This window comes from Paraburkholderia sp. BGA-UO-ETr-F12 (assembly GCF_059567945.1).
In genome coordinates, this window is record NZ_JCAQOZ010000067.1 from 227842 (window position 1) to 242274 (window position 14433).

The 14433-nt window shown below is 59.4% G+C and carries 18 protein-coding genes; 4 read left to right on the top strand and 14 right to left on the bottom strand.

The window, feature by feature from the left end; translation table 11 throughout:
- Window positions 1–75 precede the first annotated feature (75 nt).
- From AC57B6_RS37510 to AC57B6_RS37520, 3 genes are all read right to left on the bottom strand, one after another.
- Window positions 76–516: a hypothetical protein gene (locus AC57B6_RS37510; protein ID WP_496423235.1), complete on the bottom strand. Its 441-nt coding sequence runs from the start codon at window positions 514–516 to the stop codon at window positions 76–78.
- The gene (locus AC57B6_RS37515; protein WP_496423236.1) at window positions 501–1247 is read right to left on the bottom strand and encodes an SDR family oxidoreductase; all 747 of its coding nucleotides are present in this window, start codon (window positions 1245–1247) and stop codon (window positions 501–503) included. The genes AC57B6_RS37510 and AC57B6_RS37515 overlap by 16 nt, the downstream gene beginning before the upstream one ends.
- A gap of 162 nt (window positions 1248–1409) precedes the next feature.
- Entirely contained in the window at window positions 1410–2384 is a 975-nt protein-coding gene (locus AC57B6_RS37520) for an SDR family NAD(P)-dependent oxidoreductase (RefSeq protein WP_496423237.1), read from the bottom strand.
- A 127-nt stretch (window positions 2385–2511) separates the two neighbouring features.
- Between AC57B6_RS37520 and AC57B6_RS37525 the strand changes: the two genes are divergently transcribed.
- Window positions 2512–3144: a TetR/AcrR family transcriptional regulator gene (locus AC57B6_RS37525; protein ID WP_496423238.1), complete on the top strand. Its 633-nt coding sequence runs from the start codon at window positions 2512–2514 to the stop codon at window positions 3142–3144.
- 695 nt (window positions 3145–3839) lie between these two features.
- On the opposite strand, the gene AC57B6_RS37530 is transcribed toward AC57B6_RS37525, so the two are convergent.
- A complete protein-coding gene (locus tag AC57B6_RS37530) occupies window positions 3840–4820 on the bottom strand; it encodes a protein kinase domain-containing protein (RefSeq protein ID WP_496423239.1) in 981 nt (326 codons plus the stop codon).
- 408 nt (window positions 4821–5228) lie between these two features.
- On the bottom strand, window positions 5229–5387 hold the full coding sequence (locus tag AC57B6_RS37535; RefSeq protein WP_156034504.1) for a hypothetical protein: 159 nt from the start codon (window positions 5385–5387) through the stop codon (window positions 5229–5231).
- On the opposite strand from AC57B6_RS37535, the gene AC57B6_RS37540 reads away from it, so the two are divergent.
- The gene (locus tag AC57B6_RS37540; protein ID WP_028195206.1) at window positions 5386–5757 is read left to right on the top strand and encodes a YciI family protein; all 372 of its coding nucleotides are present in this window, start codon (window positions 5386–5388) and stop codon (window positions 5755–5757) included. The genes AC57B6_RS37535 and AC57B6_RS37540 overlap by 2 nt on opposite strands.
- A gap of 107 nt (window positions 5758–5864) precedes the next feature.
- Here the strand turns inward: AC57B6_RS37540 and AC57B6_RS37545 are convergent, their stop codons facing one another.
- A complete protein-coding gene (locus AC57B6_RS37545; protein ID WP_183797474.1) occupies window positions 5865–6341 on the bottom strand; it encodes a hypothetical protein in 477 nt (158 codons plus the stop codon).
- An 859-nt stretch (window positions 6342–7200) separates the two neighbouring features.
- On the opposite strand from AC57B6_RS37545, the gene AC57B6_RS37550 reads away from it, so the two are divergent.
- Entirely contained in the window at window positions 7201–7524 is a 324-nt protein-coding gene (locus AC57B6_RS37550) for an antibiotic biosynthesis monooxygenase family protein (RefSeq protein WP_144195007.1), read from the top strand.
- Between the two features lie 137 nt (window positions 7525–7661).
- On the opposite strand, the gene AC57B6_RS37555 is transcribed toward AC57B6_RS37550, so the two are convergent.
- From AC57B6_RS37555 to AC57B6_RS37565, 3 genes are all read right to left on the bottom strand, one after another.
- The gene (locus AC57B6_RS37555; protein WP_496423240.1) at window positions 7662–8132 is read right to left on the bottom strand and encodes a hypothetical protein; all 471 of its coding nucleotides are present in this window, start codon (window positions 8130–8132) and stop codon (window positions 7662–7664) included.
- A gap of 187 nt (window positions 8133–8319) precedes the next feature.
- A complete protein-coding gene (locus tag AC57B6_RS37560; protein ID WP_496423317.1) occupies window positions 8320–8622 on the bottom strand; it encodes a putative quinol monooxygenase in 303 nt (100 codons plus the stop codon).
- A 378-nt stretch (window positions 8623–9000) separates the two neighbouring features.
- Window positions 9001–9885, bottom strand: a complete 885-nt coding sequence (locus AC57B6_RS37565) for an AraC family transcriptional regulator (protein ID WP_496423241.1) — start codon at window positions 9883–9885, stop codon at window positions 9001–9003.
- A gap of 73 nt (window positions 9886–9958) precedes the next feature.
- Between AC57B6_RS37565 and AC57B6_RS37570 the strand changes: the two genes are divergently transcribed.
- Window positions 9959–10462: a hypothetical protein gene (locus tag AC57B6_RS37570; protein ID WP_106354298.1), complete on the top strand. Its 504-nt coding sequence runs from the start codon at window positions 9959–9961 to the stop codon at window positions 10460–10462.
- 54 nt (window positions 10463–10516) lie between these two features.
- Here AC57B6_RS37570 and aroE read toward each other — a convergent pair whose 3' ends face one another.
- From aroE to AC57B6_RS37595, 5 genes are read right to left on the bottom strand one after another with little or no spacing between them, the layout of a single operon-like run.
- Window positions 10517–11350, bottom strand: a complete 834-nt coding sequence (gene aroE, locus AC57B6_RS37575; protein WP_178370800.1) for a shikimate dehydrogenase — start codon at window positions 11348–11350, stop codon at window positions 10517–10519.
- Window positions 11347–12570 carry a CaiB/BaiF CoA transferase family protein gene (locus AC57B6_RS37580; RefSeq protein ID WP_281665270.1) on the bottom strand — a complete coding sequence of 408 codons (1224 nt, stop codon included), beginning with the start codon at window positions 12568–12570 and terminating at the stop codon, window positions 11347–11349. The genes aroE and AC57B6_RS37580 overlap by 4 nt, the downstream gene beginning before the upstream one ends.
- Complete coding sequence (locus AC57B6_RS37585) at window positions 12570–13028, bottom strand: MaoC family dehydratase (RefSeq protein WP_046572410.1); 459 nt, start codon at window positions 13026–13028, stop codon at window positions 12570–12572. The genes AC57B6_RS37580 and AC57B6_RS37585 overlap by 1 nt, the downstream gene beginning before the upstream one ends.
- A 1-nt stretch (window position 13029) precedes the next feature.
- On the bottom strand, window positions 13030–13422 hold the full coding sequence (locus tag AC57B6_RS37590) for a VOC family protein (protein ID WP_496423242.1): 393 nt from the start codon (window positions 13420–13422) through the stop codon (window positions 13030–13032).
- Entirely contained in the window at window positions 13419–14369 is a 951-nt protein-coding gene (locus AC57B6_RS37595; protein ID WP_252890635.1) for a ketopantoate reductase family protein, read from the bottom strand. The genes AC57B6_RS37590 and AC57B6_RS37595 overlap by 4 nt, the downstream gene beginning before the upstream one ends.
- Window positions 14370–14433: the final 64 nt, after the last annotated feature.

Below are 14433 nucleotides of genomic sequence, written 5' to 3' on the forward strand. Positions count from 1 at the left end.
CGCCAGCGTGAGCGTGCTCCAGACGATGCCCGGCAATCGCATCGATACGGGCAACGTTGCAACGCGCCAGACGCCTCAAAAGCGTGTGACGTTGATGAACTCATTCAACACCTCATGCCGGCTGCGCTCAATCCGCTTCACAGGGCAGATGTCTGCGCAAAGACGGCGGGCGCGTCGACGGATCGCGCCAGATACTAACGAACGCACGGACGAAAGCGGATCGTCGAACTCTGCAGTCCCACCTTCTCCTGAATAAAGTCGCTTGATGATTGTTGACCGTTGTTTTGCGAATGGTCGGTGCGTCAACCGCAGGCAAGCAGACAGTTGCAACAAAGCAATCCGTGTGGTCTGCGAGAGCGCCGGTCTTCGACCCGAAGCTGCCATCGGCTTGGCCGGACCGAGCGCCTGGAAGCGGACGCTCATCCGGTCGAGCAGCGGATGGCTTCCAACCGATTCATCGTGAAAGTCTCGTCTGGCGACGCGTGCGGCCTGTACCCCGCTCAGAATTGCGACCAACCGCCGTCGACCGGTAGTTCAGCGCCGGTCGTGAAGGTCGCATCGAACGCGAGGAAGAGGACGGCCCTGGCGATTTCCTCCGACGTCCCGAAGCGCTTCATGGGAATAATGCCGACGGTGTGTTCCTTCACCTGTGTACGCATCTCTTCCGTAGGGAACACCTTTTCGAGGATGCCCGTGTCGATGGGACCGGGCGACACCGCGTTTACGCGAATCTCCTGAGGAAGCAGCTCGGTGGCGAGCACCCGGGCGAATGACCGCAGCGCAGCCTTGGCGGCGCCGTATGTGGCTTGGCCCGGCAGTCCCTTGACGTTGGCGACAGAGGTCGTGAGGACGACAGAGCCTCCCCGATTGATCAGCGGCGCGAACTTCTGGACCGCGAAAAAGGGACCCTTGGCGTTCAGATTGAACATCTCGTCATAGATGGCTTCGGTCACGCTGCCGAGAGGCGTTGGAATGCTGAACCCGGCGTTGACGAAAAGCAGGTCGATGGTGTCGAACTCGGTCTTAACCTGAGCGGCGAGGGCGTCGATGTCGGTTAGCGACCGCGCGTCGCTCGAAACTACGATCGCGCCGTCCCCAAGCTCTTGCTGCGCCGACTCCAAGCCCGCCTGCGAGCGACCGGTCACCAAAACGCGCGCGCCTCCGTCGAGGAGCATCTTGGCTGTCGCGAGCCCCATGCCGCTCGTGCCGCCGATAATCACCACCTTTTTATCCTGGTACCGGTTCATAGGTATGCTCCTCGAGAGAGTTAGGGTTGCTTTGCCGATATTTAACTACTTGGTACTACTATTAATTTAAAAAACATCGTACGCCCTGTGGGCGATCGTGTAACTCCGCAATCGCCTGCCGATTCTGATCACGCGACCGATTTCGCCGCGACGGCCGCTCCTTCAGGACACCGCGCGCAAGGATTCCGCGTACGACCAGTTGACGCCAGAGACGTTGACGACGGCCTGCCACGCGGCTTCCTGATTAGCGCCATCGAGCAGGTGTGGCTGGAGTTGCGCCTCAATTGGACCTGAGAACTTCCCTTGAGCGGAGGCAAAGAATTGCCCTGAGACCTCTGTTCCGAACTTCGAGGCCTGGATATACCGGCCCGCTGCCGTCTCCGGCGTCTGATTCATGCCGGGAATGAGGTTCGCGATTGGGATAAACAGATACTTCACGGCCAGGCTGGCTTGTCGCGAAACGTTGGTCGCAGTCGCCGCACCGGGCGAGACAGCGTACACGGCCATGCCTGCGGGTAGCCGGCGCGCCAGCGCTGCGGCCCACCAGGCAACGAAGAGCTTCGCGTCGGCATACGCATTGTTGGGCACGTACTTCACGTTCGGCCCGTTGCGAATCAGGGCTTCCATCGCAGCGGTCAGGTCGCCGTGGTGGTATTTGGCAGCGAGTGCATCCACGTCGGTGTACTTGAACATGGGTACACCCCCTCGGGCAGGTTCCGCGCTGGCAATAACAATCCGCGCGTTGGGACTCAGCAGGTTCGCGCGGAGCAATCCGACAGTCAATTGATGATGACCGATGAGCGGGGCCTGAGAAGCCTCGACGCCCGCCGAAGTGATCACCCGCTGCTTACCTGGGACCATCCCGGCATTGAGCAGTAGGAAATCAATTGGCCGACCTCGCTTGACCAGTTCGGCGAGCGCGGACTGGACGCTGGCCGGCGTGTCCAACTCCAGCTCCAGCGGCGTGAAGGCCTGTCTTTTAGTTTCCGCTGCGAATTGAGTGGCCGCTTCCTTGGCCCGAGCCAGGCTGCGTCCGGTGATAATGATCTCGCGCCAGCCCTCTCCGGCAAGAATGCGGGCAGCCGCATAACCGAGCCCGGAGGTGGCGCCGGTGACGAGCGCAATCGAATGTTCCATGGGCGTCTCAGTGGTGAAGGGTGAAGGCCGAGTCGTGAGGCCCCGCAGGGCCAGAAACGGCTTGTTAATTTAGAACTATTCGGTTATATATTGGTACCGCAAAAGTTGTCAAGGAGTTTTGAACCAAATGATTCAAAATACTGCCAGGCCAGTGGGTCGACCGCGCAGCTTCGACGAGGCGGGAGCGCTGGAAAAGGCAACTCAGGTGTTTTGGTCGAAAGGCTACGACGGAGTGACGATTGACGATCTCGTCGCCGGGATGGGTGTGGGACGGCCGAGCCTGTATGCCGTCTTTGGGGACAAGCGGACGATATTCTTGCGGGTCCTCAAGGCGTACGTAGAACGGAAAGGCGCATCAGCCGCGAAGGCACTCCTCTCACCGCAGGGTCTTCGCGACTCGATCACGGGCTTTCTAAGGTACGCCGTCGAAAGTGCGACCGAGAAGGGGTCCGCCCGGGGCTGTCTTCTGATATGCGTCGCGCCGCTTGTGGACGACCCTGAAGTCCGGCAGTTCCTGCAAAACGCGGCCGCCGGTGGCACCGCGCTGGTGGAAGGTCGTTTCCGGGACGCAATCAGCGCGGGAGAAATCCCATCTGACTTTCCCGTCGCCGCGCGCGCAACCCAGGTCACGGATTTAGCGCGTGGGCTGACCATGCGTGCGCAGCTAGGCATGCCGCGCAAGGCGCTCCTAAAAGATGCTGAGGAAGCGGCCGATTTGGTGCTCCAACCGCTGCGTGGAAACGCGGGGCCAGAAAGTTGACACCGGCGTTAAGGGGCGTTACGGGGCAGTAGGCTTTGATGGTTGCCGCATTACGCGCCCCTTAATCCCGATCAATCGTTTCCCGTTGGGATAGGAGCGATCACCTTGATTTGGAAGTCGAAACCTATACGCCAGTTGGCCCCAAGCGCGGTCCCTCTCGGGTGGCGATTCGCGCAGTCGGAAGCTCCCTACAGGCAAACTCGTCACGGCGATCTTCGTCCCAACGTCCGTTGTAGTGGCGCATGCTCGTGTCCGATGAGACTTCTGGGGTTCCGTGCAGGCTACTCCGAAGCGGCCCTTCACAACAGGCCGTTGTTGGCCGAACCCGGAAGTTCGGCCCGTGGTCGTCAGTCACCTGCCAACCTCGAGGCGAACTTGCCTTGTTGACCCGATCCGGCCACTCACGCAAGTTCGGACGCAACGGCAGTTCTGATGTACAACGGCCATTCGCGCAGCGGCTTCGACAGGTGGGGCTCCACCAAAGTCGACGGTCGACTGTCAGCTTTGGTTGGGGGAGGTGACCAGTTCCACACCCGCCAATCGCACGTCGACGGAAGCGCTGAGGCTGCGTGACCATCGTTGTCGTCGTTTAATACTCGAGCAACGTTCTTCCCAATCCTGCCTACGCTATTGCATCAAAGACCGGCAAGAACGGGAGTGGCGGATAGTCCGAATTGAATCCGCGGCACGCGTCGTCACTCGTCGAACCCAGATTCGGATTTCAATTCCACGAATGGGCTGTGTACGAAAACCCATTCATCCATGCTTCCAAGATTTTTCGTGTAATCTTTTCCTTTGCTACATTTCTTAATTAGGTCTTTAAATTTGAAAATTTCGTCATCGCTTAGATTTTTAGAAAAATTATATTCTCTTATTGATTTTTTTTGGCCGGACTCCAGTTTCATAAGGCGCTCTATTATGCCGCTAGCATAATACAAATAATGCGATATGTACGCCTTCCAGGCATTGAGTACATCTGGAGTTTCATTTTCCGGTGTTATGTATGGCACACCAAGCGCTTCATGTGTGAGCGGAAACAAAATTTCATCGAAAGTTTCCTTAACCAGCCGCCAATGACGCTCTCGAGAAGTTTCCTCGTTAAAAAAAGATGTGCCGTAGTCAATTATTCGAAAATCGGGGCAGGCCTGAACGTCATAAAAATGCGGCGCCCCGGTCGGCGTCCACGTTATCGTTCTTTCTCGCACTAAGATGTTCTTTGTATGCATGTCGCCGTGCAAAATTCCAAGTGAAGCGATGCGATGGAGAATCTCGACTAGCTGATTTGCCAGCGCCCAACGCACCGCCAAGGACTGAACTTCACTTGTAAGCCATGAATTCAGAGTTACGCCGGGGAAAAATTCCATCGCCATATAAAAGCCGTTCGAAATAGGCCCACCATCGTAAATTCTAATTCCGAAATGTCTGTGATCGATCTCAACCTCGCATGCCTTTTGGGCTTCGTAGAGGGCTTGCTTTTGCTTGTCGCGTTTGTCGCCTGACCGCAACTTCGTCCAGATCTTCAGCGCCACTTGGGGCCGCAAGATGCTTGATGCGAGAAATACAACCCCGTTGGCCCCGCTCGATAGGACCTGTTCTAGGTGATAGCCCGGGACAACGTATCTTGTATTATTTATAATGGCTGCACCGTCAGGTGTCACTTCGAATATATTTTTCATGTTCAAGAAAATAATAGTATCTAATATTGTTTATTCAAAATACGGAGTGAGATCGCCCGCATTCAACTAAATCAGCTTTCGCGGCATAACTTACAGAACAGATTTTAGAGCGTATTGCAGCGAATAAGGATAAGTATTTGTCGCAGGAGGGCCGCTTTCCATAAACCTGATGGTCTATTGGGCGGCGCCGTCCTCTGAGGGAGCGAACAGCCGTCATTTGAAGCAGCAGGTCGTACAACCCGCTGAACAAAACATAGTAACTTTTGGCGACGGTCGGCCCAATGGCCGAAAAGAGCAACGACGCGACTGACACAACTCGCGCACGACAGTCAGTTGCTTGACCGAAGCCGACATTCGAATGTCCACTCTGACGCGTCGGCGAACGGCTGGAGATGGCCGACCTCTGCCTCACGCGATCCGCACGTGCAGCACGAGCCCGGCGGGTCGGCATCGCGCCCGCAAAAAAGGGGACAATCCGGCGAGACCCGCTACAATTTTTTCAGTAGATTGTCGATTTTCGGTCATCAGCTTCGTCGTCAGGTTATTCACACCGAAAGGATCTCCCATGAAATACCTCGGCTTGGCCTACTTCACCCCCGATAAATTCGCCGCGATGGCGCCAGACGACGTCAAGAACCTGGTGAGCCAATGCCCCGCATTGGACGACAAGATGCGGGCAACCGGCAAAGTATTGATTTCCGCATCGCTTGGCGATCTGGACAATTGGCGGACGCTGCGCCCGCGCAGTGGCAAGACGCACGTCACCGATGGGCCCTATACCGAGTCGAAGGAAGTCGTGGGCGGCCTGTTCATCATCGAGGCGGATACCCATGACGAGGCGTTGCGCATCGCCTCCATGCACCCGGCGGCCACGCTGGGCGAAGAAGGGGGATGGGCCGTCGAGCTTATCCCCATGGATTTCTTCTGGGCCCGATGAGGGCATGGGCGCGTGTCTCAACTATGCGTTGGCGCTCGCCTATGTTCGTGACGGAGGGCAGGCATCCTGCGAATCTGATCGACTGAAGCCGTTCACCTTCTCAATGGTTAGCGCTGCGCGGGAGCCGGTTGATGGGCCACCGCGTCTGTTTCTGCGCGCGTCTTGGGTTTGGCTGACGTTTGCTTGCTCGGGCTCGGCTTCGCGGCTGCCGGCGTTTCCTTCGCCGCTATTTGTGATGCCTCTGCAAGAAGGCGCATTGCACGGTTCGCGGTAATGCGGCTTTGCGGGACGCCCTTCGCATCGAGTGCGATCACTTGGTATAGCTCACGGTCACACTCCAGCTCCCGCTGATATTGCTCTGCTGTGTCGACGAGCAATTCGAGCATGGTCTGCTGACGTCGTCTTTCGTCACTCGTGATGGCAGGATTCCTACATATTGAGGACCCAAGTGTGATCAATGTGTTGAGCTGGCTCAACTGCCGGTTGCATAGATCGAAGGTGGAGAGCGCAAGTTTTTCGTACTGGAGTGCGTCGACAGGCGGGCGTGAAGCGGGTTGAGACTGTTTTGTAGGTTTGCTGCTCATGGTGCGACCTCCCTGGTACTTCCTGGATCGCCCGACACTCGCTTGCTTTAAGGAAGTGGGTGAGCGGGCACGTGGCGGGTTTGGAAGACCGGCGCTAAACCAAACCGGCGAGCCTCGCGGCTCCCCCACCACAGCCCGCCCATTGAAATATAGACGTGCAGAGGTAGACGCACGCCCGCCTGAGCGGGTGTGCGGGTTTAGCTAGCAGGCTTCCACACCTGACCGCCGGGTGTTTCCCGATGGCTTGATGATTATAAGTCATGGCAGCGGTGCAGCGATCAACCACGCGGGCTAAGAGTTTGCGTCTGGCTGATTGGATAAGGCTTCGGCATGATGGCAGGCACATCCGGCGACTGCGTTCTCGCTGAGGATTCTCTGCTTCCGCGATAAAGACTCGGAACCGACCGCCAATATGAAGAGGCACGTAAAACAGTCAAAAATAGTGAAAATCCACCGAACCTTACTCTTCTCACTGTCGGCAGTTAGTCTTTCTGCATACGCAAACTTCAGCTATGCGAAGCAGACGCTTATCTCGGAGAGTGGCGGTTGGCTCAAGGCGGTGCGCTCGGCGCAAAGCAGAGGTTTGAGGCGGCGAGCGCGGAGTGTCCGGTTGATTTCATTGAGAGGGCCTTGGCGAGGCGGGAATTGGTGAGGATGGGTGTGAAGGAGTAGGGGATTTGCGATTCGAGGCGCGCCCTCGTTCAGCCGGCCGGCTTGATACGTTCTACACTGTGCGATAGATCGTCGATAATCGGTGGCAATGCTCCGGAAAGAAGACGACTCGAATCGTCTGCCAGTCGGATCACGTAGAGAAACCTATCCGTTGTCGAACCAGTAATTTTCGAATTGAATCAACAGAATGTATTCCTCCACGTTTATCTTTGCGACCAAGCAGTTCGACGATGAGTTTCATCGGCTTGATCAAACAATCGCAGAAGCTGCCAGGACAATCCCGGGCTACCTGGGCGAAGAAGCGTGGGAAAACGCTTCCACCGGTTTGACGTCCAATGTGTACTACTGGGAGTCGCTCGAAGCGCTTCAAATGCTGATCCAACATCCTGCTCATATCGAGGCGAAGGCCGCGCAGTCAAATTGGTTGGCCGGCTATCAGGTGATTATTTCTGAGGTCATACGGACGTATGGAGACGGCGCGCTGGCCCACGTTCTCGGGTCGCCGGTATAACGCTGATACGCCGATAGCCACCGCACGGGTAGCGGGCGTCATGAAGGAGGGGCCGCACTGCTGTCGCCTGGGGCGGATGCTTGATCGGCGACCTCTCTCCTTGCTGATCCAGACCTGAAACCGACGATAACTCGCGCCTAGATATGCACGTCCGGCGCCTTTGAGGGCGCGGCGGGGGCAGGCGGTACCGGCGCACGACTTTGGCCGACGACGATTACCGGTCCGGGCACCGCCCATGCGGGCACGGCGAATAGCACCGGCATCGGCTGTTGCAGCGCAAATTGGCTGTCAAACGCAGCGTGCTGAAGTTGCTGCATCTGGATCTGCATTGCCTGCATTTGCGTGTTCATGGCGCGCATTTGCGCGAGCACCCAGGCTGGCGGCGCGCCACCGTTACTCGACTGCACCACGATGCTGCTGGCGCCGTTTGGGCTATGCCAACTCCACGTGCTGACCTTCACCGGGCCGGCCGAGGTCTGAATCAGGCGGGTCTCACTTTTGGCCTGAACAACGTGACCGTCGACATTGACGAAAAGCGGCTGGGCCGCCAAGGTGACGGCCGGTGCGATCACCAGGGCGGCCGCGGCAATAAGACTGCGAAAACGCATCTGATCCTCCGTTGATTGAGCCTTGCACGCGGATGCGTGAAGGCTCGATAAATATGTCGGGGAAAACTTAAAAATACCTTAAATTGGCCGGGCGGCGGACGTGTCGTTGCCGGCTGCCGGGCGACGCGGCATTGCTTGAAACAGCGAATGGCATAGACAAAAAAAACCGCGCCGGAAGCCGGCGCGGCTACGACGGCAGCTTCGCCGCGAGTACATCGAGGTTCATGATTTCCGGCGGGTTAGCGAAGAGATCCGCAGCTTTCGCCATCAGCGCCTCGGCTACTTTGCCCGCCAGGTGCGCCTGGCGTCCGGCGTCGTCGGGGAACGCGTCGAATATGCCGTACACCGATGGCGCGATTTTCAGCCCGAACCACGCGATCGTTGCGGGTTCCTGCTCGACGAGCGGCAGTCCGCCCATCAGGAAGCTTTCGACTTCCTGTTCCTTGCCCGGCTTCGCTTCGAGCCGGACGAACAACGCTTTCTTGACCATGCCTGCCTCCATGTTGATGCCGCCTGCGGGTACCGACGGGAACGCCCCGATGATCTCTTCACGCGTGCGTGGCACGCGCCCAAACTGTCGCCAACAGCGCATTGATTACAAGCACCGTCGCACCAGGATGTAACGATGAGCCTACTACTACTTGACGCTGTGGCCTAGCGATTAAGAGCAACAGGCCTTACAAGGGTGACCGAGTTTCGTCGGAGTTTTCCGCGAGGCGTGGACCGCATCCAGCCGGGCGCTCGAGCCGAGGTCCGCAGGCGAACCTCTGTCTGCGGCTCAGCGTCAGCGTAGGTCGGCCGCTTTTCGGTAGCCAGAGTCGGGGTGAATGACTTTCGGTCGGCTGCGTTGCGTTCGGCCCGGTTGACTTCAGGGAGACGGCTTCGCTTCTCGAGGTGCGTGGCCGAAGTAGGCCTTGTAGGCACGACTGAAAGCGGCCTCCGACTCATAACCAACCGACCTTCCAACCTCGCCCACGCGCGCGTCACCTTTCGTCAGCATGTCCCGGGCGACGCTCAAGCGCCATTCGTTGCGGTAACGCACCGGAGACTTGCCAACGAGCGCATTGAAACGTTCGCAAAAGTTGGAGCGGGACATGCCGGCGACGGAAGCGAGACTATCGATTGTCAAACCACGTGGCGACTGCTCATGGATTGCCTTCAAAGCGCGGGCAATACGCTGATCTGCCAATCCGCCCAACCAGTTCGATGCATGACCATGATGAACCCAGGCACGCAACGCACGCACCACCACGAGATCAATCATGCGGGAGACCATCAAGGCGGATCCCGCCTCGTCATTGTCCGCCTCATGCAGAAGAAACTGCATGATGTGCGGTAGCCAGTCACATGTCTCCGCCTCGCGAAGGTGGATCATGGCGGGTAACGTCAGAAGCAGCTCCGGCTGGCTGGCCGGATCAAACCAGAAGTGGCAGGCGACGACGTTCGCCGGTTGGTCCAGGGCGGCAATGCGCAGGCTGCCAGGTCCGCGCGGCAACAAGAGCAGTTCGCCGGCTCGAATCTCGCAAGCGTCTGCCTCATTGCCGGCAATTCGCACCGCGCCTTCCATGACTGCGTACGCGTGCGCTGCCTGCGCTGACGTGTCCAACTGCGCGAATGGCAGCAGCATCGACGAAAAGACGCGGTCGCCTGTCATGCGCATGCGCGCAAGAACCTGAGACAGGAGATCGCCGTTAGCCAGACCTGCAAGCGTCCGATCCGGAAAAATGGTCAAGTTTTTCCCAGGTTCAGTCATGTCAATTCGGGTTTCGTGAGCCTAAAGTAAGCGCCGACAACCAACGAAACCACGCAACGAAAGGATTGGAACCATGTTTGGAATTTCGCCGCTCGGCTGGATACACACTCTCGGCAGTCTACCCGCGATCCCCATGGCCGTGTACATGTTCGCGCGTTACGGCAGGATCGTTCCGCGCTCAGTTGCTGGGAAGGTGTACTTCGTCGCCATGCTGATTGGTTCTCTGACCGTGTTCGTCATCGCGCATCAAGGTATCAGCTACGTCATCGGAGTCGCAGCGCTCGTGCTGTTGCTGGCTGGATATGGCGTTGCGTATCTGCCTCTGCGTCTGCCCGGCCGAATCGGTATCTATCTGGAAACCTTCTGTCTGACGCTGACAGCATTCGTGCTGATGGTCCCCACGGTTACCGAAACGCTGAAGCGTGTGCCCGACGGACATCCGCTGGTCAGCGATCCGAAGTCGCCACTGCTTCTCGGTGCCCAAGCCGCGCTCCTCGTCGCGCTTGTTCTGGGGCTGATCGCTCAAGCACTTTATCTTCGCAGGAAGCCGCAGCGTTCCGGTCCGGTGAAAATCTAGAGAAGTGGTGAGAGGCGACCGCCAGCGGCAAGCTTGCGCCACGCCGTTGCACTTTCAATCAAGCGGTACCGTGAGCCGGTCGATCACCGCACGGGTCTGGGGCCGCACGCCTCGCCACCAGTCGAATGCTTCCGCCGCCTGTTCCACCAGCATGCCGACACCGTCCGCGATACCCAGTACGCCCGCGTTGCGCGCGAGTCTCAGGAAGGGCGTCAAGCGCTTGCCATAGGCGAGTTCGTAAGCCGAGCCCGCAGGACTGAAAACGCTCGGTGGGACAGGCGGCAGATCGCCGGTAAGGCTGGCCGACGTCGCGTTGACCACCAGATCGAACTGTCCCATCGCCTCAAGGTCGGCGTACCCGCACGCGGCAAGCGGACCGCTGCTGGCGACTTGCTCGACCAGTGCCCGAACCTTGGCAATGTCCCGGTTGGCGACGACCAGTTCAGCAGGTTGCGCGGCAAGGAATGGCAACAATGCGCCACGCACCGCCCCACCGGCGCCGAGGATCAGCACGCGCCTGCCGGCCATCGGCAGGTTCAGATTGACTTCGATGTCGCGCACCAGACCGACACCGTCAAAATTCTCAGCGACGATGCGGCCGTCGCTGAAGCTCAGCGCATTGGCGGCACCGGCCAGTGCCGCGCGTTCGCTGCGTTCGTCGGCCATCGCGAACGCCTTAAGCTTGAACGGCGCGGTCACGTTCATGCCTTTGCCGCCCGCGGCGATGAACGCGCGCACGGTCGCGGCGAACGCGTCATGCGGCTCCAACGGTCCTTCGATTGCCGTATAGGACATGTCCTGCCGTGTTTCCTGCGCGAAGAGACCGTGGATCAGCGGGGATTTCGTATGGCCGATCGGGTTGCCGATCACCGCGTACCGGTCAGTCATCGTGACCTCACTTTCGAATACAGCACACCTGCTGTCTGCATCGCGTCGATCTCGGCAGCGCCGAAGCCAAGCGATTGCGCCACTTCCACATTGTGCTGACCGAGATCGGGCGCGACCTCGCTGATCGTCGTGTCGCAATCGGAGAAACGGAAGGGCAGGTTCGGCAGGCGCAACTTGCCGTAGCGCGGATGCTCCTGCTCGACCACCATGCCGCGCGCCACGATCTGCGGATCGGCAAGCACTTCGTCAATGCGCTGCACCTTCGCGCAAGGCACCTCGATACCATCCAGCAGATCGAGCACTTGCACGACCGGTTGGCTTGCCACCCAGGGCTTTACTACGGACAGAATGTCCAACCGGTTCGCATTGCGTCCCGCGCCGGTGTGATAGCGCGTGTCGGTGCCGAAACCGGCTGGTCCTCCATGCGACTCGACCAGCGCAGCGAAGCGCTTCCACGCATCGTCCACCTGGGCCGCGATCACGAGGTCGCCGTCGGCGGCTCGAAACACGCCATAAAGCGTCGACGTGGGCATGTCGTGACCGGTCTGCTCCGGCAGGATGCCTTGCATCGTGTAGCACTGCACCGCGTATTCGTGCATCGACACCAGCGTGTCGTAGAGTGCCATGTCGATGTGCTGGCCGCGGCCGCTCTTCACGCGACCGAGCAGCGCGGCATTGATTGCCGCCACCGCGTGAATGCCGGTGTACATGTCGCCAAGCGAGATACGCATGAGTGGCGGCGGCTCACCGGGATTGCCGATCATCTGCATGATTCCGCTCTTCGCTTCGGCGATCAGACCGAAACCGGCGCGATGCGCGTCCGGTCCCGTATGGCCGTAGGCCGAGATCGAGCAGTACACCAGTTGCGGATTTCTTGCGGACAGTTCGTCATAACCGAGCCCGAGTTTGTTCAGCGCACCCGGCCGGTAGTTCTCGACAAACACGTCCGCCGAATCGCACAGCCGCTGCATGAACGCCTTGCCGCGCGGGTCCCGCATGTCGACGCTGACGCCGCGCTTGCCCATGTTCAGTTGCAGGAAGTAACCGCTCTGCTCGTCGTCGAGCACAGTGGCGTGCTGACGACCCGCATCGCCGCTGCCGGGCCGCTCGACCTTGATGACTTCGGCGCCGAGCGCCGCGAGACAGCGCCCCACATACGGACCGGCCAGAAAATGGCTGTAATCGACGACGCGAATACCTTCAAGAGGACGTGCTTGCATCAGAATGCTCCCGGGCGGCGCGGCACCATCAGACGATGCTCGCCATGCTGGACGACATGTCCGTCCTGATTAATCAGTTCGGACGGCAGTACGACGATCCCCCAGTCGGGACGGCTCCGGCTCGCGCGCATCGCGCCCACACGGAATTTCACGTGCAGCACGTCGTTGACCTTGATCGGCAGGTTGAAGTCCCACGTCCAGCCAAGCGACATACCCGGCAGGAAGCGGTAGTCGCTCTGGGTCTTGAGCCCGTCGGCGATAGACAGGCCAAACAGACCGTGTGCAACGATCGAACCGAAGTGGCTCGCGTTTGCGTATTCCTCGTCCACGTGAACGGGTGTGTGATCGCCTGTCAGGTCTGCATAGGCCAGAATGCGCTCCTTCGTTACCGTGTAGCTCGGGCTCACGCACTCGTCACCCTCGCGGGCATCGTCCCAATACTTATCGACGATCGGCATCTCAAACCTCCGAGCGGGGATTGATGTCCAGCGCCCGCGCCACGCACGATGCCGGCCGGGCCTGGATCAGTTCGATGGCGAGGCCGTCCGGGAGGCGCAACCAGTTGCGTCCCTGTGGCATTTCGCTGACGTCATACTTGTGCGCGGCAGCCAGCGCGGCCTCCATGTCCTCACACATCACGCCGAGGTGCCCGAGGCGGCCTTCGGGCGCGTCATGCTGCGGGTTATGGATGAACTGCAAACCGCCGAGCGTCCAGTACTGTCGTGGTTCGTCGACGGTGCCGTCGACCTCGCGCATCGTCATGCCGAAAACGTCTTCGAAAAACCGGATGTGCCAGTGAATGTCCTTCACCCAGATGGCGACATGCTCCAGATAAGCCTTGCTACCGTTCATGCGGTTGTCTCCTTGTGTTGTCGGTCGGTCATGGCGCGCTCGATGCCCTTGATACACGCGACCAGCGTCGCGTTGACGGGTGTCGGCACACCGTACCGTTGTCCCCGGCGCACGACCGCGCCGTTGATAAAGTCGATTTCGGTGATGGAGCCTTTTTCGAGGCTTTGCAGCATCGAGGTCTTGAACCTCGACGAAAGTCCTTCGCCTGCCAGGTTCCACGGGCGTTCAGGATCCGTTGTGGAGAGCGTCACACCGGCGGCGTGGGCGACCGCGATCGCTTCGGCGACCGCCGCGAGCGCGGCCGCCTTCAGAAGCGGTTCGTCGTATAGCTGGCCGTAGGTCAGGCCGGTGGTGGCGGACAGCGCGCCGGTTGCGACATTGACCAGTAGCTTGTCCCACATCGTGCCGACAATGTTGTCGCTGACCGTGGTGGCCAGTCCGGCGGCATTGAAGGTTTCAGCAATCGCCGTCACGCGGGACGTTATCCGGCCATCGAGTTCGCCGATATAGGTCGCCTTGCCGGCCACGCCTGACTCGATATGCCCTGGATTGCGCATCACGCCGCCGACGTACGTCTTGCCGGCCAGCACGCGCTCGCGCCCGACGATGTCGGCGAGCACATCTTCGTGCCCAAGGCCATTCTGCAACGACAGGACCAGCGTGTCGGGTCCGATCAGGTCCAGCGCGCCGCGCATCGCTGCATCGGTATGAAACGACTTGACCAGCACGACCACCAGATCGACGGCGCCGGCTTCGGCGGCGCGTGTCGTCGCTTGTACCCTCACACGACGCGAGCCATTCGCGTCGTCCACGCACAGACCGTCGCGCCGCATGGCCTCCACATGGGCCGCCGAGCGGTTCAGCAACCAGACTTCGTTGCCGCTTTCGGTCAGCGCGGCGCCGATGGTACAGCCCAGAGCACCCGCACCTAAAATCGCAATCTTCACTGCCGTCTCCTTGATCTGAAGACCACGATATGATTTGGTGCTCATATGCGCAATGCAATGGATA